This window comes from Microbacterium sp. ZXX196, assembly GCF_009709595.1.
Classification (GTDB): Bacteria; Actinomycetota; Actinomycetes; order Actinomycetales; family Microbacteriaceae; genus Microbacterium; species Microbacterium excoecariae.
The window spans coordinates 285,885-308,152 of the sequence record NZ_WMEE01000002.1 but is presented as its reverse complement, the minus strand read 5'-3'; the positions used below and the strand labels follow the sequence as shown (position 1 = coordinate 308,152).

Annotated in this window: 24 protein-coding genes, 1 tRNA gene and 1 riboswitch; of the genes, 3 read left to right on the top strand and 22 right to left on the bottom strand. The window is 70.7% G+C overall.

Features of this window, described 5'->3' with window-relative positions; translation table 11 throughout:
• Positions 1-135 precede the first annotated feature (135 nt).
• From GJQ66_RS03090 to GJQ66_RS03065, 6 genes are all read right to left on the bottom strand, one after another.
• Positions 136-921, bottom strand: a complete 786-nt coding sequence (locus GJQ66_RS03090) for an ABC transporter ATP-binding protein (RefSeq protein WP_155047849.1) — start codon at positions 919-921, stop codon at positions 136-138.
• On the bottom strand, positions 918-1,970 hold the full coding sequence (locus GJQ66_RS03085) for an iron chelate uptake ABC transporter family permease subunit (protein WP_155047848.1): 1,053 nt from the start codon (positions 1,968-1,970) through the stop codon (positions 918-920). Before GJQ66_RS03085 ends, GJQ66_RS03090 begins: the two co-directional genes overlap by 4 nt.
• A 6-nt stretch (positions 1,971-1,976) precedes the next feature.
• Positions 1,977-3,056, bottom strand: a complete 1,080-nt coding sequence (locus GJQ66_RS03080; RefSeq protein WP_155047847.1) for an iron chelate uptake ABC transporter family permease subunit — start codon at positions 3,054-3,056, stop codon at positions 1,977-1,979.
• Positions 3,057-3,063: 7 nt separating this feature from the next.
• Entirely contained in the window at positions 3,064-4,023 is a 960-nt protein-coding gene (locus tag GJQ66_RS03075) for an ABC transporter substrate-binding protein (protein WP_368732600.1), read from the bottom strand.
• A 122-nt stretch (positions 4,024-4,145) separates the two neighbouring features.
• Positions 4,146-5,078 (bottom strand): FRG domain-containing protein, encoded by a 933-nt coding sequence (locus GJQ66_RS03070; RefSeq protein WP_155047845.1) that lies wholly within the window; start codon positions 5,076-5,078, stop codon positions 4,146-4,148.
• A 79-nt stretch (positions 5,079-5,157) separates the two neighbouring features.
• Entirely contained in the window at positions 5,158-5,601 is a 444-nt protein-coding gene (locus GJQ66_RS03065; protein WP_155047844.1) for a DUF1801 domain-containing protein, read from the bottom strand.
• Between the two features lie 135 nt (positions 5,602-5,736).
• A riboswitch (SAM riboswitch) is annotated at positions 5,737-5,853 on the top strand.
• 35 nt (positions 5,854-5,888) lie between these two features.
• Between GJQ66_RS03065 and GJQ66_RS03060 the strand changes: the two genes are divergently transcribed.
• Both GJQ66_RS03060 and GJQ66_RS03055 read left to right on the top strand, forming a co-directional pair.
• Positions 5,889-6,359 carry a hypothetical protein gene (locus GJQ66_RS03060; protein WP_155047843.1) on the top strand — a complete coding sequence of 157 codons (471 nt, stop codon included), beginning with the start codon at positions 5,889-5,891 and terminating at the stop codon, positions 6,357-6,359.
• A gap of 593 nt (positions 6,360-6,952) precedes the next feature.
• Positions 6,953-7,219 carry a helix-turn-helix domain-containing protein gene (locus GJQ66_RS03055; protein WP_196215788.1) on the top strand — a complete coding sequence of 89 codons (267 nt, stop codon included), beginning with the start codon at positions 6,953-6,955 and terminating at the stop codon, positions 7,217-7,219.
• Between the two features lie 7 nt (positions 7,220-7,226).
• Here GJQ66_RS03055 and GJQ66_RS15335 read toward each other — a convergent pair whose 3' ends face one another.
• From GJQ66_RS15335 to GJQ66_RS14570, 5 genes are all read right to left on the bottom strand, one after another.
• Complete coding sequence (locus GJQ66_RS15335) at positions 7,227-9,614, bottom strand: DEAD/DEAH box helicase family protein (protein WP_368732599.1); 2,388 nt, start codon at positions 9,612-9,614, stop codon at positions 7,227-7,229.
• A gap of 99 nt (positions 9,615-9,713) precedes the next feature.
• Positions 9,714-10,448, bottom strand: a complete 735-nt coding sequence (locus GJQ66_RS03045) for an NYN domain-containing protein (RefSeq protein WP_155047841.1) — start codon at positions 10,446-10,448, stop codon at positions 9,714-9,716.
• A 159-nt stretch (positions 10,449-10,607) separates the two neighbouring features.
• Positions 10,608-10,760: a hypothetical protein gene (locus GJQ66_RS03040; protein WP_155047840.1), complete on the bottom strand. Its 153-nt coding sequence runs from the start codon at positions 10,758-10,760 to the stop codon at positions 10,608-10,610.
• Positions 10,761-11,139: 379 nt separating this feature from the next.
• Positions 11,140-11,213: transfer RNA gene (locus GJQ66_RS03035), tRNA-Pro, on the bottom strand.
• 88 nt (positions 11,214-11,301) lie between these two features.
• Positions 11,302-11,571 (bottom strand): nitroreductase/quinone reductase family protein, encoded by a 270-nt coding sequence (locus GJQ66_RS14570; RefSeq protein ID WP_230379231.1) that lies wholly within the window; start codon positions 11,569-11,571, stop codon positions 11,302-11,304.
• On the opposite strand from GJQ66_RS14570, the gene GJQ66_RS03025 reads away from it, so the two are divergent.
• Positions 11,546-11,920, top strand: a complete 375-nt coding sequence (locus GJQ66_RS03025) for an RNA-binding S4 domain-containing protein (RefSeq protein ID WP_155047838.1) — start codon at positions 11,546-11,548, stop codon at positions 11,918-11,920. The genes GJQ66_RS14570 and GJQ66_RS03025 overlap by 26 nt on opposite strands.
• Here the strand turns inward: GJQ66_RS03025 and GJQ66_RS03020 are convergent, their stop codons facing one another.
• From GJQ66_RS03020 to xerD, 11 genes are all read right to left on the bottom strand, one after another.
• Positions 11,921-12,877: an NUDIX domain-containing protein gene (locus tag GJQ66_RS03020; protein ID WP_368732598.1), complete on the bottom strand. Its 957-nt coding sequence runs from the start codon at positions 12,875-12,877 to the stop codon at positions 11,921-11,923.
• 69 nt (positions 12,878-12,946) lie between these two features.
• The gene (gene der / locus GJQ66_RS03015) at positions 12,947-14,485 is read right to left on the bottom strand and encodes a ribosome biogenesis GTPase Der (RefSeq protein WP_155047837.1); all 1,539 of its coding nucleotides are present in this window, start codon (positions 14,483-14,485) and stop codon (positions 12,947-12,949) included.
• The gene (cmk, locus tag GJQ66_RS03010; RefSeq protein ID WP_368732597.1) at positions 14,475-15,161 is read right to left on the bottom strand and encodes a (d)CMP kinase; all 687 of its coding nucleotides are present in this window, start codon (positions 15,159-15,161) and stop codon (positions 14,475-14,477) included. Before cmk ends, der begins: the two co-directional genes overlap by 11 nt.
• On the bottom strand, positions 15,154-16,269 hold the full coding sequence (locus tag GJQ66_RS03005; protein WP_368732596.1) for a prephenate dehydrogenase: 1,116 nt from the start codon (positions 16,267-16,269) through the stop codon (positions 15,154-15,156). The genes cmk and GJQ66_RS03005 overlap by 8 nt, the downstream gene beginning before the upstream one ends.
• Positions 16,266-17,039 carry a pseudouridine synthase gene (locus tag GJQ66_RS03000; RefSeq protein ID WP_155047835.1) on the bottom strand — a complete coding sequence of 258 codons (774 nt, stop codon included), beginning with the start codon at positions 17,037-17,039 and terminating at the stop codon, positions 16,266-16,268. Before GJQ66_RS03000 ends, GJQ66_RS03005 begins: the two co-directional genes overlap by 4 nt.
• 98 nt (positions 17,040-17,137) lie before the next feature.
• On the bottom strand, positions 17,138-17,707 hold the full coding sequence (gene scpB / locus GJQ66_RS02995; RefSeq protein ID WP_155047834.1) for an SMC-Scp complex subunit ScpB: 570 nt from the start codon (positions 17,705-17,707) through the stop codon (positions 17,138-17,140).
• Entirely contained in the window at positions 17,697-18,524 is an 828-nt protein-coding gene (locus GJQ66_RS02990; RefSeq protein ID WP_155047833.1) for a ScpA family protein, read from the bottom strand. The genes scpB and GJQ66_RS02990 overlap by 11 nt, the downstream gene beginning before the upstream one ends.
• 4 nt (positions 18,525-18,528) lie before the next feature.
• Positions 18,529-19,407 (bottom strand): ParA family protein, encoded by an 879-nt coding sequence (locus GJQ66_RS02985; protein ID WP_166316620.1) that lies wholly within the window; start codon positions 19,405-19,407, stop codon positions 18,529-18,531.
• 73 nt (positions 19,408-19,480) lie between these two features.
• A complete protein-coding gene (locus GJQ66_RS02980; protein WP_155047831.1) occupies positions 19,481-20,311 on the bottom strand; it encodes an ABC transporter permease in 831 nt (276 codons plus the stop codon).
• A complete protein-coding gene (locus GJQ66_RS02975; protein WP_155047830.1) occupies positions 20,308-21,297 on the bottom strand; it encodes an ATP-binding cassette domain-containing protein in 990 nt (329 codons plus the stop codon). Before GJQ66_RS02975 ends, GJQ66_RS02980 begins: the two co-directional genes overlap by 4 nt.
• Before the next feature lie 65 nt (positions 21,298-21,362).
• Complete coding sequence (gene xerD, locus GJQ66_RS02970; RefSeq protein WP_368732595.1) at positions 21,363-22,265, bottom strand: site-specific tyrosine recombinase XerD; 903 nt, start codon at positions 22,263-22,265, stop codon at positions 21,363-21,365.
• Positions 22,266-22,268: the final 3 nt, after the last annotated feature.

The window sequence follows — 22,268 nt, the reverse complement described above, 5'->3', positions numbered from 1 at the left end:
GGGTCTCCTTTCGACCTGCATCCAGCCTGTCCCCGGGCGCCCACCGCGCGGAAGGGCCTGTCAAGACACGTACCGAGAGTGTGTGGTTTACGCAGGATCCGTCACGCTGGCCATGACGGCGCCCCGTCGCGCGCGTCAGCGATGCGACCAGCGCGGGACAACGAGCGGGCTCGCGGATTCCGGATCGGGAATCACCCGCGCGTCGAGCCCGAAGACATCGGCCACGAGCGCCTCGGTGATCACGGCGTCCGGCGCCCCCGTCGCCACGACCTCCCCATCCTTCATCGCGATGATGTGGTCGGCGTAACGCGCGGCCTGATTCAGGTCGTGGAGGACCGCCACGAGGGTGTGGCCCTGCGTGCGGTTGAGAGAGCGACACAGCTCGAGCAGCTCGATCTGGTGGCTGACGTCGAGATACGTCGTCGGCTCGTCGAGGAGCAGGATCGGGGTCTGCTGCGCCAACGCGACCGCCATCCAGACGCGTTGGCGCTGTCCGCCCGAGAGCTCGTCGACCATGCGGCCGGACAGGTGCCGGATGCCGGTGGCGTCCATCGCCTCCGTGACGGCGGCCTCGTCCTCCGGCGACCAGGGCGCGAAGAGCCGCTGGTGGGGGTACCGGCCGCGGGTGACGAGGTCCACGACACGAATCCCCTCGGGGGCGACCGGGCCCTGCGGGAGCAGGCCAACCTCGCGCGCGACGTGCTTGGTGGGCAGGTCGTGGAGGCTCCTGCCGTCGAGGAGCACCGTTCCGCGGCTCGGCGGCAGGAGCCGTGTGAGGCTCTTGAGCAGCGTCGACTTGCCGCACGCGTTCGGGCCCACGATCACGGTGAAGGCCCCGTCGGGGACCTCCACAGACACCTCGGCGCATACGAGCGTGTCGGCGTATCCGAGCGCGGCGCCGTCGACGGTCAGTCGGGTCATCGTCTCTTTCCCTCTCGCAGGAGAAGCCATAGGAAGTACAGCCCGCCGATCGACACCGTGACGATGCCGACGGGCAGGGGGGAATCGGGGTGGATACGCTGCGCGATCACGTCGGCGAGCAACAGGAGCAGGGATCCGACCGCGGCGGTGGGGCCGAGCGCGAGTCCGTCCGACCGGGCCAGCCGCCGAGCGATCTGCGGCGCGGCGAGCGCGATGAAGGAGATGGGGCCGACCGTGGCGGTGGCCAGGGCCGTCAGCCCGACGCCGACGACGATCGCCGCCACCTGGATGGCGCGGACGTTCTGGCCGAGCGCCGTGGCGAACGGCGTGCCGATCTGCATCACCCGCATCGGTCGGCTCAGGGCCAACGCGCCCCCCACGAAGACCGCCGACCCGCCGAGGGCCGCGAGGAAGGTGGCCCAGGAGACGCCCGAGAGGTTCCCGGCGCCCCAGAGGCTCGCCATGATCGCGTCCTCGACCGTCGCGGTCAGCAGGATCCACACGTTGACCGAGGCGAGCATCGCGCTGACGGCGATGCCGACGATGATGAGGCGCACCCCACGGACCGCGCCACGCTTCGCGGAGAGGAAGAACACGACGAATGCCGTCGTCACGCCGCCGGCGAGCGCGCCCGCCATGGTCGCGGTCGACCCGCCCCCGAGAATCAGCATCACGACGATCGCGCCCGTGTAGGAGCCCGTCTGGAAGCCGATGACGTCGGGCGAGCCCAGGGGGTTCCCGGTGAGGTTCTGGAAGATCGCGCCGCTTATCGCCAAGCACGCTCCGAGCAACACCGCCAGGAGGATCCGCGGCGCGCGCCACTCGAGCACGACCATGGACGTGTACTCGTCCCCCCGGCCGGCGAGCGCGGCGAGCGCCTCCATCGGCGTGATGGCCGCCGGCCCGGAGCACACGGCGAAGACGCCGAGGACGACGATCGCGCCCCAGAGCCCAGCGCAGAGGGCGACCGAACGCGCGTCGACAAGAAGGACGGGGCGCGAGCGCGGGCCGATGCGCAGCACGCGCCGCCCGAGATCAAGGCTGGTCATATGCCCTCACACCTCCGAGACGCGGAATCGCCGCACCATGAAAATCAGCACCGGGGCGCCGATGAACGCGGTCACGACGCCCACCGGCACCTCGCCGGCGGTGAGGACGCGGCCGAGCACGTCGGCGACGCCCATGACGACGGGGGCGATGAAGACTGAGTAGGCGAGGATCCACCCCTGGTGCGGCCCGACGACGAGGCGCGCGACGTGCGGGGCGAGCAGCCCGAGAAACCCGACCGGCCCGGCCGCGGCCGTCGCGCCGCCCGCGAGCAGCGCGATCGCGACGAGCACGACGAGCCGGATCCGGTTCGGGTGCGCCCCCATCGACACGGCGGACGCCTCCCCGAGCGAGAGCACGTCGAGCGAGCGCGCGCTGAGCATCGCGATCACGAGCCCCGCCACGATGAACCGCGCGATCGCGAGGGTCGCCTCCAGCGGCTGGGAGGCGGTGGTGCCCGCCGACCACCCGCGCATGCGCTCGAGAATCTCCGAGTGCGTCAGGAGCACGGCGGAGGAGAACCCGCCGAGCACGGCTCCGAGGGCGACGCCCGAGAGCGTCATACGCACGGGGTTGCCACGGGCGGTGCCCGTGTTGCCGATCACGAACACGAGCACGGAGGTGAGCATCGCTCCCGCGAAGGACCACCACATGTACTGCGAGATGTCGCGCACGCCGAAGAAGGCCAGGCCCACGACGACCGCGAGCGAGGCGCCCGCGTTGACGCCGAGGATGCCGGGGGCGGTCATGGGGTTGCGCGTGACGGCCTGCATGAGCGCACCGGCGACACCGAGCGCGGCCCCCGCGACGAGGATGAGCACGGTGCGGGGTACGCGCGAGAACCAGACGGTCTGCGAGATCGCATCGTCGGGGTCGGGGTAAAGGACGGCGTGGAGCACCTCCGCCGGGGGCACGCTCCGGGATCCGACGAGCATGCTCGCGGCGAGCGCGGCGAGGCACAGGAGCGCGAGCGGGAGGAGGCCGATCCAGCGCCGTCCCGCGGCGGACCGGGAGGAGAGCGGACGCGGATCCGCCCCGGACACGGGGGTGTGCGGGGCGGATCCGGCTGCCGCGAGGTGCGAGCTCATCCGGGGGTCAGGCGACCTTCGTCGACGTCGAGACGAGCTCGGTCACGTCGTTCAGCCAGGCCGCGTAGGTGGTCGCGGTCATGGCGCCCTTCGAGCTCCACGCCCCGAGCTGGTCGGCCTCCACGGCGGGCAGCGCCTCCCACAGGTCGGCGGTGAAGGCGAAGTCGTCGTTATAGCCCTCGATGAGAAGGATGTCGGCGGGGTAAGTGGACGCGTCCTCCCACGCCACCTGGCCCCACGGGTTGCCGGTCGCGGGCGCGTCGGGGCCGACGATCGACGCGCCGAGCTCCTCAAGCAGGTCGGCCTGGGCGAAGCCGACGCCGGTGTACAGCATCTCCTTCGTGGGGCTGGTGAGCATGATGTTCAGCCCGCTGTCGGTGGCCGCCTCGCGGAAGGCCTCCTTGGCCTCCGCCAGGTCGGCGTCGGACTGCACGATGGCGTCGGAAGCGACATCGGCACCGAAGAACGCGGCGACCTCGCGGGTGTCGGCGATCCGGTCGTCGATCGTGCCGCTCGCGGGCAGCGGCACGAACGGGGCGACGCGCGTGATCTGCGCGTTCACGTCCTCGTCGAACCACGACCAGCCGTCGGCCGCGCCCTGCCCGACGACCGCGTCGGGGCGCAGCTCCGCGAGCTTCTCGACGTCAATCTCGCCGTCGACGCCGATCCGGGGGATATCGGAGATGTCGGCATCGCCCATGACGAAGGGGTTCTCGCACTCGTAGCCGAAAAGGGCGACGGGCTCGATGCCGTACTCATGCAGCGAGCTGTATGCGTAGCAGTCCATGACGATGCTCTCGGGCTGCGCGTCGAAGTCGATCGCGACGCCGTCGAGCGACGGGTGCTCGAGCGTGACGGCCTCGTCGGCGTCCGCGGGGTCCGCCGCGTCGCCGGACGTCGAGGCGCAGGAGGCAAGCAGGGCCGCGGAAGCGGCCGCGAGGACGGCAAAGGAAGTTCGTCGAAGCACGGCGAAAGCCAATCAGTCGGTGACGGGGATTCCGACGAACTTAGCGAAGCCTTATTTAGGGTAGGTAAACCTAAATACTCGGCGTTTCGCGCGCGCACGAACGAGACGACCGAGCTCGTCGCTCAGCGCACGAGACTCTCGGGCCGCTTCCCGAGCCACACGGCAAGCCCGTACATGTCCGGGTACATGGTCGACGTGCGGATGCCATACCGCCGCTCCAGCTGATCGCGGATCTCTTCCTTGGCACGGTGCGCGACCCGGAAGGTGAAGACGGGCGCGCGATCCGCGGGCAGGTGACCGTCGCGGGCACGCGTCAGCTTCAGCGCCATCGAGCTGTACTCGCGCATGTCTTCGACGCTCCACCGCGAACGCTCGCCCGGGGCGACGAATCCCAGCCCGTCGGGTCCGGCGTCGATCGGGACACCGTCCAGCAAAAACCCGGCGCCCTGCGCGGCGATGCGCGCGTGGTAGACCGGCGGACGCCAGTAGCGCCGCCAGGTGCCGGTACCCCACCGCTTCTGCGCGCGGTGCGCGTCGTCGCTGAGCGTGTGCCACAGTGGATCGCGGGTGTGCCAGTTCGAATTGAGCGAAATATCGCTCTTGTCGGGCGCGACGAACGCGAGGATGCGGCCGTCCGACTCGCTCTCGGCGTGCGCCCCGTACATCACCGGTCGCTCGGTCGCGAACCACAGCGCGAACATCGGGTTCTCCGTGACATCGAGCAAGCGGGTGGGCCCGCCCACGTGCTGCAGCTCGGCGAAGATCTCGAGTGCGGGTTTTCCGTCGAATCGCCAGTCGGTGCGCGCGCGGTCGAGGATCTCTTTCTCCGCGTCGACCATCTCCTGTTCGATCGGCGGCCGCCCCAGGACTTCACGAAGCGCGCGGTACAGGGAACTCTCAACGCCCCAGTTCGCGTTGCGGGCGCCGCGCCAGAGGAGGCGCTGGTCCTGATATCGGCCAGTCAGCTCGTTGACCTGCTCTTGGAAGTCGGACCAGGTCTGGATCGGCTCCGGCTCCCATTCGCGAAAGAAATTGGTGGCGGGCTGTGTGGCCATCGGCACTCCCCCATCGTGTCCCTTTGGATGCTAGCGGGAACGCGTCGCCGCAACCGACGCCAACGCGCCCGGGCCGCGATCAGTCGCGCGCGCCCGCCGCCGTGCGCACCGCCTGCCGCAGGGTCTTCTCGACGCTGTCGTCCCACGCGATGATCGCGTACGAGGTCACCCAGAGGGGGCCGTCGTCGAGCTGGGCCGCCTCCTCGAACCCGATGGAGGCGTATCGGCTCGTGAACTTCGAGGCGGGCTTGAAGAACGTGACGACCTTCCCGCCGGTCGCGTAGGCCGGGAACCCGTACCAGGTCTTGGGATCCAGCTCGGGCGCGACCTCGGTCACCAGGTCGTGGAAGCGCTGGGCGAGCGCTCGGTCCTCTTCCGGGAGTTCCTCGAGCACCTTCGTCACGTCGGCGAGGCCGGCGGCGCGGGTCTTGCCGCGCTTCTCCTCCGCGCGCAGTTCCGCCGCGCGCTGCTTCATCGCGGCGCGCTCGTCCGCGCTGAATCCGCTCGTGCTCTTGTTCGCCATCTCCGCCGCCTCCCAGCGTTTCCGGGGCGTCAGGGTCCGCCCGCTTGCCTCACGGTAGCCCTTGCGCGGGTCGGGAGGAGGGCGGATCCGCTCCCCCGTTCGCCGGGCGCGTGGATGCGCTACGCTCGTTCCCACGTTCACGAGTTGCAACTGTCGGTACCTGGCCGGTTGCGCGGCAACCCCCTCCATCGAGCGGGGTGCCCCAGGGGAAGAACGGGCCCGGCGCACACGCGTGACGGGCAAGTCGATGGATGCCCGCCGCGGCGGGCTCCGGGATGGAGATTCCCATGTCCCTGATCGTTGTCGAGTCCGGCGCCGCCGACGAGCTGCACCCCGCCGACGGGTGGGGCGACGTCCCCGCCGCGGACCGGCCGCTGTGGTCGCGCTACCTGGCCGACCACCTGCCGTGGTTCCCCGGCGTGAGCGCGATGGCCCGCCTCGTGCCGGGCGTGACGAACGGCGGCACCCGTGCGCCGCAACTCTGGAAGGACACCGCCCGGAGCCTCCACGCCGCGGGCTTCACCCCCGCGGACTACTACCTGCTCGCGGAGCTTCTCGGCAGCCGGATCGACGCGCTCGACGTCACCCGTCACGCGCCGCTGTTCGAGCTGTGGCCGACGGACGGCGACCGCCGCCCGCGGACCTTCCGGCTCAACGCCCGGCGGTGGACGCCGTGGCTGGAAGCGGTGCGCGCGGGCGAGTCGCCGCGCCGCGCGCTGGAGCGGATCCTGTTCGCGCAGGGTCCGCAGTCCGTCTGACTCGCTGCTGGCTGTGACGCGCTGGTGGGCATCGATATGAGGCGGATTCAGGACGCGTGACACGCGGGGGGCGTGAGGAAGGGACCCGTGACAGCTTCGCCCGACCTGTCATCAGTTCGTTCCTCACGCCCCCCACGCGCTCGGCGACCTCCGCCCACGCACCTGCGTCGGCAACGGCGGCGCCGAGCGCGGCATCGGTCCACCGACGACCACCCGTGAAGTGCGCATAGTCGAGCTCGAGGCGATCGGCGTGATGGCGCACCGAGCGGATCGCCGCCGACGACGTCGCCACAGAACCGAGTTCGCGCAACACTCCGCGCCACGACCGCGACGCCTCGATGGCAGCGCGCAGCTCGTCATCCGAGTACCGCCGCATCCCGCCCATGCGCCCACGTTAGGACGACCCACCGACACGCGAAGAGGGCCGGGAGAACCCGGCCCTCTTCGGACAATCTGTCGGGCTGCTGCGAAACTACTGCCAACAAGGGCGGAGAACCGCGGAACTGGCCGAACTCCTGGCCACTGCGCGAGGCTCGACGCGGGAAGCGGATGACCGGCCACTCCCCCAGCAAAACGCACTGCATCGATCGGTCGTGAGGCTCATCATCGATGACTATGAGGCCGGAGCATCCACGTATGAGCTTGCCAAGCGGTACAACGTGCGCCGCAACACCGTCCGCGACACGCTCCGGCGCGCCGGGTTCGACCTCACCGCCAAGTCGAAGCGCGCAGCCCTGAGCGAGGAGCAGAAGGCCGAGGCTCGGCGTCTGTTCGCCAGCGGGGCGACCCGACGCGAGCTGATGGAGATGTACGGAGTGAGCGAATCCACGATCAGACGGGTACTGCGTCCTCGTCGATGAACGGCACCTACTCCTCTTCGGAGGGCCCCGCCGTCACGAAGCCCTCCTTCGCCATGATGCGCCGTCGTCGCGAGTACATGCGCTCCAGAAGCGGTACGTACATGTCGCGGTAGTCATGAACGGTGGCGGGGAGGTGACTGGCATCATGCCCGCGGGTGATGCGTCCGATCTGCTGGATCACTCGCCCCTTGAAGGAGACCGGAACTCCCAGGAACAGCGTGTTGAGCGCCGGGAGATCGAGCCCTTCGCCGGCGACCTTGTCGATGGCGAGGAGCACGTATGGCTGCTGCCGTGCTTCCATCTCGTTGAGAGACGCTCTAATGCTTCGGCGTTCCGCGATGGGGAGGCGCCCATGGAGCCCGACCACTGGCGCCGCGCATCCCTTCAATGCATCTGCGAGCGCGTCGAGATGCTCGAGCCTGTTCGTCAGGACGAGGCACGTCCGCCCCTGGGCGACCGCTTCATTGACGTGCCGGGCGATCATCGCGTTGCGTTCGGGATCGGCGGCGAGCTCCGAGTAGATCGCTTGGATAGACGGCCCGTCTGTCCCGGGCTCGTCCGTGCGGAAGGTCGTCTCGTGGACGATCAGCTTGCGCTCCGCTCGCTCCTGAGAGTCGAGCACGTGCCGCACCGGCCCGCACTGCATCGTGATCAGGCCGTTCAACTGATCGGCACGGTAGGGGGTCGCTGTCAGCCCGACCCAGTAGCGTGCGCTGACATTGCGCAGGGCGGCCTCGGTCGCGGGAGCGGCGACGGCATGGCACTCGTCGACGATGATCTGCCCGTACTCTTCCAGCACCGCAGGGTCGGCGTTCCGGTGCGAGACGGACTGCATCATGATCAAGTCCACGACACCTCGCCGCTTCCGACGCCCGGCTCCCAGCTGTCCGATCTGCTTGTCGGTGAGGCCGAGGAACTGCTGAAGACGCTCACGCCACTGTGTGAGCAGTTCGGCCCGGTTCACGAGGATCGCCGTCGGCCTGGCGCGCTCGGCGATGAGCGCGCAGGCCATGACCGTCTTGCCCGCCCCGGGCGGTGCAACGAGCACTCCGGTGTCATGTGCGAGGAGCGCGTCGACGGCTTCCTGTTGCTTCTCTCGCAGCTGCCCCGTGAATGTCAGCTCCAGACGTGTCTGTGCCGTCGCTGTTGCCTCGATCGCTGCCTGGAATCCCGCATCCGCGAGGAGCGCCACGGTTTCGTCGGTAAGCCCCCGTGGTAGCCGCAGCTCGTGCTCGTCGTGCTCGAAGCTGGTGACCAGGCGTGGCGTCCCGAAGGTGCTGAACCGCTGTGCTTGCCTGCGGTAGAACTCGGGGTTCGGCACCGATGCCATGTGCTTGAGCTCGGTGATCACGATGCCCGGAAGGTGTGCCGTCGGGACGTGCAGCAGAGCATCGCGGCGAAGCTTCAGCGACCTATGCGCGGTTCCGCGCGCGGCCGCTCGGATGCTCGCTCGCCGTGGCCTGGCGCCCAACGACTCGGCGGGCCCCACGCGCGCCTCTGCGTGGCTCGTCGCTCCAAGTTCCCTGATTCGTTCTGCGGAGACGGGCGTCGTCGACGCGAGTGCCGCGAATTGGTCCTCGTGCGGACGCCATGTGTCGGGGTCGACGAACACGGTCGTCCCGCGTCGGCGGCAGTCGCCTTGCAAGGGCAACGCGATGAGGTTGCCCAGGCGCGCCCGCCCTGAGGATCGTTCGGGCAGCGTGTCCTGCGAGGGAAAGAAGCGGTCGTAGCTGCGGAAGTCCATCGCCGGCCTGCGGGTCATCGCAGCGCGCAGGAGCCGCATCCCGGCTGCGCGAGCCGTCATGGCGGGGAGCACGTCCTCGAAGAAGATCCAGACATGCGCGCCTTCGCCGGAACGGGAGACCTCGGTGAGCGCGTGGATCCCAACCTGCTCGCACTCTGCGACGAAGGCCGCGGCGTCGTGCCGCCACTCTGCGTCGTCGAAATCGCAGACGAGAAGCCTGCACTGGTCGCCTTCGAGCATCGGGTAGAGACCGATATGGAACTCGCGCTCCCCAGGAGCAGCCGCGCCCCGCAGATGCCGTTCGATCGTGCGCTCATCGAGTGGCAGGTAGTCAGCAGCGGTCTCGGAGCCGGTGTAGAAGCCGCCGCGCACCGCAGGGCTCCAGCCAGACTTCCCCGTGCGCGCGCTGGTCCAGCGCGTTGCGTAGACGTCGTGCCTGCCGGTGAAGCGCGCTCGGAACAAGGCGAGCTTCTCGGCGCTCGACGAGGCCGCCGTGACGGTAGGAAGCAGATCGGAGCGAGGGCGCGCGCCGACCGGCTGCTCTCTCTGAAGCTCCCTCAGCTGTTCGCGGGCTTCTGCAAGTTCCCGCTCCAGTCTCGCGATCCGTGTCCGCAGGGCATCTATCTCAGCGGTGGTCTCCGGACGGCGCACGGCTCCCAGGCTACCGAGCGCCCCCGGACCGTCGGTGATACGCAAAGAAAAGACCCGGCGCCAGAGGCGCCGGGTGGTATGACCCCATGTTAGCACTCGTCACCATGGTGCGGGCTTCGTGATCCGGGACGAGATCACGTTCGGGAGCTGATGCGCGTAGAGGTCATCGGGCTCAAGACGGTACCACCAGTGGTTGCCTGCGCCTTCGGTCGGCGTCCCTGCGAGCTTGCCCGCGCGGACCCCTTTCGTCGGGTTGATCAGGCCGACGGGAACGTGCTCGCGCGCGACGCCGATCGGGTAGGCGAGGTCGCTGTCATTGCTGATGACGACGGCCGCATCCACCCTACGGGTCAGCACGTCGATCAGCAGATGGGAGGCGACGTTCACGTCGCTGCCCTTCTCCTCGCGCCGGGCGACGGAGGCCATGAACGTCGCGCCCGGGACGTCCTGGCCGCTGTGGTCCTGGATCATGATCGGCCAGTCCGGTTCGACGAGAACAGGTTTGCTGTTGCGTCCTTTGACGGCCAGCGGCGCCGTCGACACGCGCGCGACGTACGTTCCGAAGCTGATCCTCGTCGCCGAGCCCGTGTGCGCCAGAGCCCGCAGGTACACGTCCTGCTCCCGCTGCCCCTCGGGGTTGCTCGCACCGCTGATCCGGGCCGTGCAGTAGGTGACGTTCTCGATCGTCACCTCTCCCCAGTGCGAACGGGCGGCGATCACACTCTCGACCATGCCTCGCAGATCCAGCCAGCGCCATCCCGACGTCGACCGCCCGCAGAGCCCGCGCGCACCGTAGTACAGGTTGTACCCGTCGATGTAGACGCCGACCCTCATACGGACGAGCATAGAAGCGAGCACTGACGTCGAGACGCGAACCGGTGCGACATGCCACACCTCGATGACGACACCTACTGGGAAAGACGCCTGCTTCTGTGCTCCGACTGGGCGACAGGAGGGCCCGCGCTATCCCGTCTGACCCCGACGAAGCAGTGGCTACTCCACGCGTTCTATCTCCCATCGAAGCCGCTGCGCAGGAGCGCCGTGGCCGAACACCGCCGCCGAATCGTCACACGCGATCGAGACCTGCCGAGGCGAGCGAGCGTCGCCTTCCAGGAGTTCCTCGACGCGCAGGAAGCCGTCGATCACGACAGGCGAACGGCGCCTCCCGTGTCCCCGCGGCGCGGGCCGACGCGCGGCAGACGCGGCCGAGACGAGATCCGCCTCCGAAGTCTCGTCCGCCCCGAACCCGACGCGAAGCTTCTCGCGCAGGCGCTGTTGCTCGCCTGGACAGAAAGCACCTCAGGGAAACCCGACGACGATCCGCCTGGTTGACTTCCCACAAGGTACCTGACGGGAAAGAAAACAAGAAGAACCCTGGATTCGCGGCGTAGCCAGGTATTTCTCTCCGAACTGTTGCCGAGATGGCGACGAGTCCTTCACCCTCAACGCAAGAGTCAAGGTTGCAAGAAGAAGCCCCTCATCAGGCATTTTCTGACGTCCGATGAGAGACTTCCTCGTGTATCCGTCGGGATGACAGGATTTGAACCTGCGACCCCTCGACCCCCAGTCGAGTGCTCTACCAAGCTGAGCCACATCCCGTTATTCGCTTGTCGTCACCCCGCGGGGCAACTCAAGAAGTCTACCCGACGCGCCGCGGGGTCGCTAATTCGGGCGCGGGCCGGGCGCGTCAGGGCTCGCGGATCCGCAGGACGAACACCGGGATGACACGATCGGTGCGTTTCTGGTAGCCGAGGAACGCGTCGCTCGCCTCCGTGAACAGCCGCCAGGCCTGGTCGCGCTGCGCGCCCTGGAGCGCCTCCGCGATCACGGCAAGGGACCCTCGACCCGCTCGACGGGCGACGCTCGCCGTCTCCGACCCTCGGATCCGCGAAACACGTCGCCTCGCGCGCGCTCTGAGACAGAATGGACGGATGAGCGAACCGTCCTCCGTGCGCATCGACGTGTGGCTCTGGGCCGTGCGCGTGTACAAGACCCGGTCGGCTGCGACGACCGCCATCCGCGGCGGGCACGTGCGCGTGAACGGCGATCCCGTCAAGGCCTCCTACAGCGTCAAGCCCGGCGACGAGGTGCGCGCGCGGATCGCGGGATTCGACCGGATCCTCGGCGTGCGGAAGCTGCTCCTCAAGCGCGTCGGCGCGCCACTGGCCGCCGAGGCATACGAGGATCGCACACCTCCCCCGCCGCCGCGCGAGTTCGTCGCGCCCATCGTCACGCGCGAGCGCGGCGCGGGGCGGCCCACCAAGCGCGACCGGCGCGAGATCGACCGGCTCCGTGGCGGGCTGTAGTCACCCCCACAGGGCGTTGATCATGGCGACGACGCCCGTCACCGTCCACATGCCGGCTTCCGTCACCGCGTCGGACGCGCCCGGATCCGCCGGCGGGAGTTGATCGCGCAGCCACCGAGCCCCGCGCACCCGCGCGCCCAGCGCCTCAACGCGCCCCCGCAGCTCGCGGTCGCTCGTGACGACGGTCAGGTCGAGTCCGGCCTCGACCATCGCCTCGGCCCGCGCCACGATCTCGTCGTCGCCGGACGCTTCGGCCCGGAACACGGCGACCGCGCCGGAGCCGGCGCCGACATCGCGGGCCTGCCCCTCGACGACGGTCGCGATGATCGGATGCCACCAGAACAGCTCGAGCCCCAGCGCGTCGGCGTCGACGCCCGCCGCGGCGAGCGCCTCGAGCCGGCCCCGGAGCTTCTCGGCGGCCCCGCGCCGGTCCTTCCACCAGCCGTCCGGCACGGATCCGACGACGTTCGCGGCGTCCACGAGGACGACGGGGCGCACGCCGAGCGCGGCGCGGAGCGTGGGCCAGGAGGCCGCAAACCCCGGGTGCAGCTCCAGCTGGTCGACCTCGTCGACCGGAACCCACGCGAGCTCGAGCGACTCGGGGTCGCTGATGACGGGCTCGAACGGCTCCGCGACGTCGGCGATCACGGTCGTGTAACGCCAGAGGTCGGCGACGTCGTACACGTGCTCGGCGCGCGGCACGACGGATCCGCGGGGCACGCCCGCCTCCTCGCCCGCCTCGCGCAGTGCGCCCGCGAGCGGCGTCTCGCCCTCGTGCAGGGCGCCGCCCGGGATCCCCCATGTGCCGCCGAAGTGGCTCCAGCCGACGCGGTGCTGCAGGAGCACGCCGCGCGCCGGGTCGTGCGCGAGGAGGCCCGCCGCGCCGAACAGACCCCAGTACCGGGATCCGTCGGGGGCCTCGACCCAGGCGTCCCCGGGGTTCCTGCTCGTCGTCACGCTCCCAACCTACGGCACGGCACACGCCCCGCGCCCCTTTCGGGACGCGGGGCGTCATGCCGCGCGCGCTCAGCGCTTCCGGCGCTCGCGCACGCGCATGTTGACGACGATCGGGGTGCCCTCGAACGGGTACAGCTCGCGCAGCCGGCGCTGGATGAAGCGCCGGTAGCCCGGGTCGAGGAACCCGGTCGTGAACAGCACGAATGTCGGCGGGCGCGTCGACGCCTGCGTGCCGAACAGGATCCGCGGCTGCTTGCCGCCCCGCAGGGGGTGCGGGTGCTCGGCGACGAGCTCCGTGAGGAACGCGTTGAGCTTGCCCGTGGGGATCCGGCGGTCCCAGTTCTCCAGCGCCGTCTCGAGCGCCGGGACGAGCTTGTCGAGGCGTCGCCCCGTCTTGGCGGAGATGTTCACGCGGGGCGCCCACGCGACGTGCGCGAGGTCCTGCTCGATCTCGCGCTCGAGGAAGCGGCGGCGCTCCTTGTCCTCCATCTCGGGGGTGTCGAGCATGTCCCACTTGTTGAAGGCGAGGACGAGGGCGCGGCCCGACTCGAGCACGAGGTCGATGATCCGCACGTCCTGCTCGCTGATGGGCTCGGTGACGTCGAGCACGACGACGGCCACCTCGGCCTTCTCGAGCGCGGTCGAGGTGCGCAGGCTCGCGTAGAAGTCGGCGCCCTGCGCCATGTGGACCCGGCGGCGGATGCCGGCGGTGTCGACGAGCGTCCACTTCTTCCCGCCGAGCTCGACGACCTCGTCCACCGGATCGCGCGTGGTCCCCGCGAGGTCGTTCACGACGACGCGCTCCTCGCCCGCGGCCTTGTTCAGCAGCGACGACTTGCCGACGTTCGGGCGCCCGAGGATCGCGACGCGGCGGGGGCCGCCGATCTCGTTCTTCGCGACCGCCGACACGGTGGGCGTCTTGGCCATGACGGCGTCGAGCAGGTCGGCGACGCCACGGCCGTGGATCGCGGAGACGGGGTGCGGCTCGCCGAGGCCCAGGTTCCACAGCGCGGCCGCCTCGGCCTCGTGCGAGGCGTCGTCGACCTTGTTCGCGACGAGGAAGACCGGCTTGTCCGTCTTGCGCAGCAGGCGCACGACGTGCTCGTCGGTCGAGGTCGCGCCCACGCGCGAATCGACGACGAAGAGGATGACGTCGGCCAGGTCGATCGCGACCTCGCTCTGCGCGGCGACCGAACGGTCGATGCCCTTCGCGTCGGGCTCCCACCCGCCCGTGTCGACGACGGAGAAGCGCCGGTCGAGCCACTCGGCCTTGTAGGTGACGCGGTCGCGCGTGACGCCCGGGGTGTCCTCGACGACCGCCTCGCGGCGCCCGAGGATCCGGTTCACAAGCGCGGACTTGCCCACGTTGGGGCGCCCGACGATCGCGACGACCGGGAGGGCGGGCAGGTACTCGATGCCGTCCTCGCCGACCGTGATCCCGGCGAGCAGCTCGGCGTCCTCGTCGTCGAGCTCGTAGTCGGACAGCGACTCGCGCAGCGTCGCCGCGCGCTGGTCCATGAGGTCGTCGTCGAGCTCGTCGAGGCGCTCCGCGAGCGCGTCCGGGGCATCCGGCGCGTCGGGGGTGTCGTATTCGTTGTCAGCGGCCATCTCGGCCTCCCTTGAGTCGTTCGTCGATGACCGCGAGCACGGCCTCGACGGACTGGTCGAAATCCAGGTGGGTCGTGTCGACCGCCGTCACGCCGTCGGCGGCGTTCAGGAAGTCCACGACGGTCGAGTCGCTCGCGTCGCGGCGGCGCATGGCCTCAGCGACGGCGGCGACGTCCTCGGCGCCCATCTCGGCGCTGCGGCGGGCCGCGCGCACCTCCGGGTGGGCGGTGAGGAGGATCCGCACGGGCGCGTCGGGCGCCACGACGGTCGTGATGTCGCGGCCCTCGACGATGACGCCGGGGGCCTTCGCGCGCCGCACGATCTCGCGGAACAGCGCGTTGATCTTCTCGCGCACGGGGAGCGTCCGGGCCACGCCCGCGACCGCCGCGGTCGTCTCCGGCGTGCGGATCGCCGCGGTCACGTCGACGCCGTCCACGCGCACCGAGCGCTGATCCGGGTCCAGGCCGATCTCCGGGCGGAAGGTCTCGAACGCGGCCTCGACCGCGCCCGGGTCCTCCGTCGTCGCGCCCGCGTTCAGCACGTGCCACGCGAGCGCCCGGTACACGGCGCCGGTGTCGAGATACCCGAAGCCGAGGCGGCGCGCCGCCTCCTTCGAGACGCTCGACTTGCCCGAGCCGGCCGGCCCGTCGATCCCGACGAAAAATGCCTCAGTCACTGGTCCCCGCAATCCGCCATCCGCGCGCCGACATGCCGTCGACGGCCGCCTCGAGCGTGGCCGGATCGACCGAGATCTCGGCGAGGCCCAGCGGGGCCCCCGGCGAGTGCTCGAGGCGCAGGTCCTCCACGTTCACGCCCAGCTCGCCCAGGTCGCCGAACAGGCGCCCCAGCTGACCGGACGCGTCGTCCACCATGACGACGAAGCTCTCGAAGCGCCGCTTCTGGCCGTGCTTGCCGGGCAAGCGCGCGACGCCGACGTTACCCTGACGCATCGCGTCGGCCGCCGTACGGCGGGAGCCGGGGGCGTCCGGGGCGCGCAGCGCGTCGGCCACGCGCGCGAGGTCGGCCGCCATCAGGTCGAGCTGCTCGACCACCGGATCCGCGTTCGCCGCGAGGATCTGCACCCACAGCTCGGGCGCCGAGTGCGCGATGCGCGTCGTGTCGCGCACGCCCTGGCCCGCGAGCGCGAGCGACGCCTCGGGCGCGCTCGCGAACCGCGCCGCGAGGAGCGAGGCGACCACCTGCGGCACGTGCGAGACGAGCGCGACGGAGCGGTCGTGCTCCTCCGGCGTCATCTCGACGGGGGTGGCGCCGAGATCGAGCGCGAGCGCCTCGACGATCGCCAGGTCGCCCGCCGTGGTCTCCTCGTCGCGGCAGATCACCCACGGCCGGCCCGCGAAGATGTCGGCGCGCGCGGAGATCGCGCCGCCGCGCTCGCGGCCCGCCATGGGGTGGGAGCCGATGTAGTGCGTGAGGTCGATGCCGCGGGCCCGGAGGTCGCGGAGCGGATCCAGCTTCACGGAGGCGACGTCGGTCACGACGGCCCGGGGGTAGCGCGCCAGCTCCGCGGCGACGGTGTCCGCGACCACGTCGGGCGGCGTGCACACGACGACGAGGGCGGGGTCGTCGGCCTCGGTCGCGGCGCGGCCGGCGCCGTAGTCGATCGCGAGGCGCAGCTGCGCGGGCGACGTGTCACTCAGCGCGACGTCGACGCCGAGCGGCGCAAGGGCGTGCCCGATGCTGGAGCCGAGGAGACCGGCGCCGACGACGCGGACGGTGCCGGAGACGCGGGCGGCGAGAGCGGGTGCGCGCGTGTCGTCCGTCACGAGGCCTCCTTGTCGCCGGGCGCGTCCGCCGCCGCCTGACGCGACAGGGTCAGCAGGGCGCCGCGCTCCACCTTATCGAGTTCGCGCACGCGGCCCGCCTGCAGCGTCCCGAGGTGCAGCGGCCCGAACTGGCGCCGCACGAGCTCCGTGACGGGGTGCCCGACGGCCGCCATCATGCGCCGCACGATGCGGTTGCGGCCCGAGTGCAGCGTCAGCTCGACGAGGCTCGAGCCGCGGGAGGTGTCGAGGATCCGCGCCTTGTCGGCCCGGATCGGCCCGTCCTCCAGCTCGATGCCGCGCGTGAGCGTCGCGAGGGTCTTCGGCTGGACCTCGCCCGACACGCGCGCGATGTAGACCTTCGTCACGCCGTAGCGCGGGTGGGCGAGGACGTTGGCGAGCTCGCCGTCGTTCGTCAGCACGAGGAGCCCGGAGGTCTCGGCGTCGAGGCGGCCGACGTTATAGAGCCGCTCGTCGAAGTCGCGCACGAACTCCGTCAGGTCGCGCCGGCCGCGGTCGTCCCGCATCGTGCTGACGACGCCGGTGGGCTTGTTGAGGACGACATAGCGCTTCGAGGTGTCGAGCTGTACGGCCTGCCCGTCGACGTCGACGAGGTCGGTGGCGGGATCGATGCGCGAGCCGAGCTCGGAGACGACCTCGCCGTTGACGCGCACGCGGCCCTCGACGATGAGCTGCTCCGAGACGCGACGCGACGCGACGCCGGCGTTCGCGAGCACCTTCTGCAGGCGCACGCCCTCGGCGGAATCGCTCATCTCGTTCTCCTCACGGATCCGTCCCTCCCCCGCGCGCGCGAGGTCAACGCTCCATCATGGCGGATCCGCCTGACCGCCCGCAGAAAGCCGGCCGCGATTCACGCGCCCACGATGTCGTCGAAGCCGTTCGCGCCGTCGTCGAGCAGCGGCGAGATCGGCGGGAGCTCCTCGATCGAGTTGATCCCGAGCTTCTGCAGCAGCAGGTCGGTCGTGCCGTAGTGCATGGCTCCCGTCTCCGGATCCGCGCTGATCTCCGTGATCAGGCCGCGGCCGAGGAGCGTGCGCACGACGGAATCGACGTTCACGGCACGGATCTGGGCGACCTGCGAGCGCGTCACGGGCTGCTTGTAGGCGATGACCGCGAGCGTCTCGAGCGCGGCCTGCGACAGGCGCGCGGGCGCCTGGCTGCCCACGAAGTCGGTCACGACGGGGTCGAGCTCGGGCCGGACGTACACGCGCCACCCGCCCGCGACCTCGCGCAGCTCGAAGCCCCGCGGCGGCAGGCCGTGCTCGCCCGCGTACTCCTCGCGGATCCGCGCGAGCGCCCGGCGCACGACGGCCACCGGCGCGCTCACGGCGGTCGCGAGCGAGACGACGCTCATGGGCTCGTCGGCGACGATGAGGAGCGCCTCGAGGCGCTGCAAAAGAGGGCGGTCGTCAGCGGTCATACTCGGCTCCCAGGCTCGCGAGGTTCTCGTCGTTCCACGCCTCGGCGACCCACCGCAGGGTGAGCTCGCCGAGCGGCTCGAGCTGCTCGAACGACACGGCCGCGTGCCGGTAGAGCTCGAGGATGGCGATGAAGCGCGCCACGATCACGCCGGGCTCGCCCTCGCCCGCGATCAGCTCGCGGAAGGTCAGCGACGCGCGCCCGCGCAGCGCGGCGACGACGATCGCCGCCTGCTCGCGGATCGACACCTGCGGCGCGTGCAAGTGGCCGAGGCCGACGGCCGGGATCTCGCGCGGCGCGAAGGCGAGGGTCGCGACCGCCGCGAAGTCCTCGGGCGAGAGCGTCCAGACGAGCTCGGGGGTCCGCTCGCGGTACGTCGGATCCAGCGGCACCTCGCGCGTGTGGCGCGTCTCCTCGCGCGCGATGTTCTCCGCGAACCACGCGGAGACCTCCTTGAACGCGCGGTACTGCAACAGGCGCGCGAACAGCAGGTCGCGGGCCTCGAGGAGCGCGACCGCCTCGGCGTCGACGAGCTCCCCCTGCGGGAGCAGCCCCGCAACCTTCATGTCGAGCAGGGTGGCGGCCACGACGAGAAACTCGCTGGCCTGGTCCAGGTTCTCGTCCGGGCCGAGCGCCGACAGGTAGGCGATGAACTCGTCGGTGACGGCCGAGAGCGCGACCTCCGTGATGTCCAGCTCGCGCTTCGTGATGAGGCTCAACAGCAGGTCGAACGGCCCGTCGAAGTTCGCCAGGGAGACGCGAAACCCGCGCCCGTCCTCCGGCGCCGACGAACCGGATGCGGGCTCGCCGAGGCTCATGGACTCAGGCGACGGCGCCGCGGGCGACGAGCTCCCGCGCGAGGCGGAGGTAGGCCTGCGCGGCCGGGTGCTGCGGCGCGTACTCGATGATCGGGACGCCCGAGACCGACGCGTCCGGGAACTTCACGGTGCGCCCGATGACCGTCTCGAACACCTTGTCGCCGAACGTCTCGACGATCCGCTCCAGCACCTCGCGCGAGTGCAGCGTGCGCGCGTCGTACATGGTCGCGAGGAGGCCGTCGAGTTCCAGCGAGGGGTTCAGGCGGTCCTGGACCTTCTCGATCGTCTCGATGAGGAGCGCGACGCCGCGCAGCGCGAAGAACTCGCACTCGAGCGGCACGAGCACGCCGTGCGCGGCCGTGAGGGCGTTCACCGTCAGCAGGCCGAGCGAGGGCTGGCAGTCGATGAGGATGACGTCGTATTCCTTCGCGACGCTGCGCAGCACGCGGGCGAGGATCATCTCGCGGGCGACCTCGTTGACGAGGTGAACCTCGGCGGCCGACAGGTCAATGTTCGCGGGGATCACGTCGAGGCCCGGCACGTTGGTCTCCACGATCGCCTCGTGGGCGTCGCGCTTCGTGTCGAGCATGAGGTCGTAGATCGTCGGTACGTCGTGCGTCGCGATGCCGAGGCCCGCCGAGAGCGCGCCCTGCGGGTCGAAGTCGACCGCGAGTACCTTGCGGCCGTACTCGGCCAGCGACGCCGCGAGGTTGATGCTCGTCGTCGTCTTCCCGACCCCGCCCTTCTGGTTGCACAGGGCGATGATGCGGGCCGGGCCGTGGGAGTCGAGCTTCGCGGGGGTCGAGAAGCCCTGGTACGGGCGCCCCGTGGGGCCGAGAATGACCTCGTCGCTCTTCGACGGCTGATGTGGGGTGTGGGCCACCGATGAACCTCCTGACACGCTCAGACGAGTGTATCCGCATCGTTACCTCGTGGCCGGGCAGGATCGCGGCGGGTCAGCTCTTCCGGTTGTACAGGCGCATCGAGACGGGCCCGAAGATCACGACCAGCACGGCGCAGTACGCGAGCACGATGCTGATCTGCGCGGCGTCGAAGGATCCGCCCATCAGGTCGCGACTCGCGCCCACGACGACGCTCACGGGGTTGATTTCGACGAACCCCTGCAGCCACCGGGGCATCGTCGACGGATCCACGAAGATGTTGGACACGAAGGTGAGCGGCATGAGGATGAACATCGACACGCCCATGGCGGCCTGCTCGGTGCGCATGATGAGCGCCACCATCGTCCACACCCAGGACAGGCAGAAGCTGAACACCAGCAGGAGCGCGAACGCCGCGGCCATCCCCCAGAACCCACCCTCGGGCCGGAAGCCCATGAGGAAGCCGACCGCGAGGATGATCACGCCCGCGATCGTGTAGCGCACCTGGTCGCCGAGGAGCGCGCCGACGAGCTGCGACGGGCGCCACACCGGGAGGGACCGGAACCGGTCGAAGACCCCCTTGGAGATATCGCGGTTGAGGGTGAGGCCCGTGTACATCGTGATCATCACGAGGGTCTGCACGAAGACGCCGGGGATGAGCCATTGGACGTAGTTCCCGACGCCCCCGGCGAGCGCGCCGCCGAAGATCGTCGAGAACATGACCGTCATCATGATGGGAAAGACCGTCACGTCGAACAGCTGCTCGGGGATGTGCTTGATCTTCAGCAGGGCGCGCCACCCGTAGGTGATCGAGGAGCTCACGGGGCCGGCGGGGCGGGGCCTGTCCTGCTCCGGCAGGAGAACGGTGCGCACGCGCGCGGTGTGCTCGGCCTGGTCGATACTCATCGCGACCCCTCCTCTGCGGCGGCGCCCTCGGGCGCGGCGTCCTCGGCCGGCTTCCCCGTGAGGGCGAGGAAGACCTCGTCCAGGCTCGGCTGCCCCAGCGAGAACGTCTCGATCTCGACGCCCGTGGACTCGAGCGCGGCGAGCGCGGCCCCCGCGCGCCGCGTGTCCGAGAGCGTCGCGGACAGCGCCGCCGGATCCGCCTCCCGCGTGACCGCGATCCCGAGAGCGACCTCGAGGGCCACGGCGGCGGTGTCCCGGTCCTCCGGCTCGATAACCCGCACCGCCAGCGCGCCCGCCCCGACCTGCGCCTTGAGCTGGCCGGGCGTGCCCTCGGCGATCACGCGCCCGTGATCGATGACCGCGAGGCGCCCGGCGAGCTGGTCGGCCTCCTCCAGGTACTGCGTCGTGAGGAGGATCGTGGTGCCGCCGTCGACGAGCGCGCGGATGATGTCCCACACCTGATTGCGGCTGCGCGGGTCGATGCCGGTCGTGGGCTCGTCGAGGAACATCAACCGCGGCGTGACGACGAGGGATCCGGCGATGTCGAGGCGCCGGCGCATGCCGCCCGAGAACTTCTTCACCTGCCGGCCCGCGGCCTCCGTCAGGCCGAACGCCTCGAGGAGGTCCATGCCGCGGCGGCGCGCGGCCGCCGCGCGGAACCCGTAGAGCCGGCCGAGGAGCACGAGGTTCTCGATGCCCGTCAGGTCCTCGTCGAGCGAGGCGAACTGTCCCGTCAGCGCGACCGATTCGCGGATCCGCTTCGGTTCGGTAAACACGTCGTGCCCCAGCACGCGCGCCTCGCCCGCGTCGGGCCGCAGGAGCGTGGCGAGCATGCGCAGCGCGGTCGTCTTTCCGGCGCCGTTCGGGCCGAGGACGCCGTATATGCCGCCCCGCGGGATCGCGAGATCGATCCCGTCGACGGCGCGCGTCGAGCCGAAGGTCTTCACGAGCCCCCGCGCCTCGACGGCGAGATCGGAGCCGGCCATCTCGTCCCCCTCGTGCGGCGTGTGCGCCCCAGGGTAGCGGCGCCGCGGCGCGCGCGGAAGGGGCCTCAGACGGCGCGGGGATGGGCCTGCTGATACATGTCGCGCAGCACGTCGGCGGTCAGGTGGGTGTAGATCTGGGTCGTCGCCACCGACGCATGCCCCAGGAGCTCCTGCACCACGCGGACGTCGGCGCCGCCCTGGAGCAGGTGCGTGGCGAACGAGTGCCGCAGCGTGTGCGGCGAGACGTGGGCCGCGAGGTGCGCCGCGTCGGCGGCCTTCTGGATCACGAGCCACGCGCTCTGCCGCGACAGCGGCGCCCCGCGCGCGCCGAGGAACAGACGCGGCGTCGCGGATCCCCGCGCGGCGAGCGCTGGCCGCACCCGGGTGAGGTAGGCGTCCACGGCGTCGCGGGCGAACGACCCGACGGGCACGATCCGCTCCTTGTCGCCCTTGCCGCGCAGCCGGAGGACGTCGCCCGCAGCGAGATCGTCGACGTCGAGCGAGATCGCCTCGCTCACCCGCGCCCCCGTGGCGTAGAGGAGTTCCAGGAGCGCGCGGTCGCGGATCCCGATCGGATCCTCCCCGCTCGGGGCGTGAAGGAGGCGTTCGACCTCGTCGATCGTGAGCGCCTTCGGGAGGCGCTGCGGCTGGCGGGGCGGCGCGAGCCGCGCCGTCGGATCCGCCTCGGCGTTCCCCTCGCGCACGAGGAAGCGGTGCAGTCCGCGCACCGACGACTGCAGGCGCGCGAGCGAGGACGCCGCGGGCGGCGGGACGGCCACGGCGCGCTCCTCGGCGAACTCCGACACCCGCGCGGGCGTCACCGCGTCGACGTCGTCGATGCCCCGCTCCGCGAGCCACGCGGCGTACGCCCCGAGGTCGCGGCGGTAGGCGGCGACGGTGTGGTCGCTCAGCCCGCGCTCGATCGAGATGTGGCGGAGGTACGCGTCGACCGCGCGCTCGATGCCCACGCG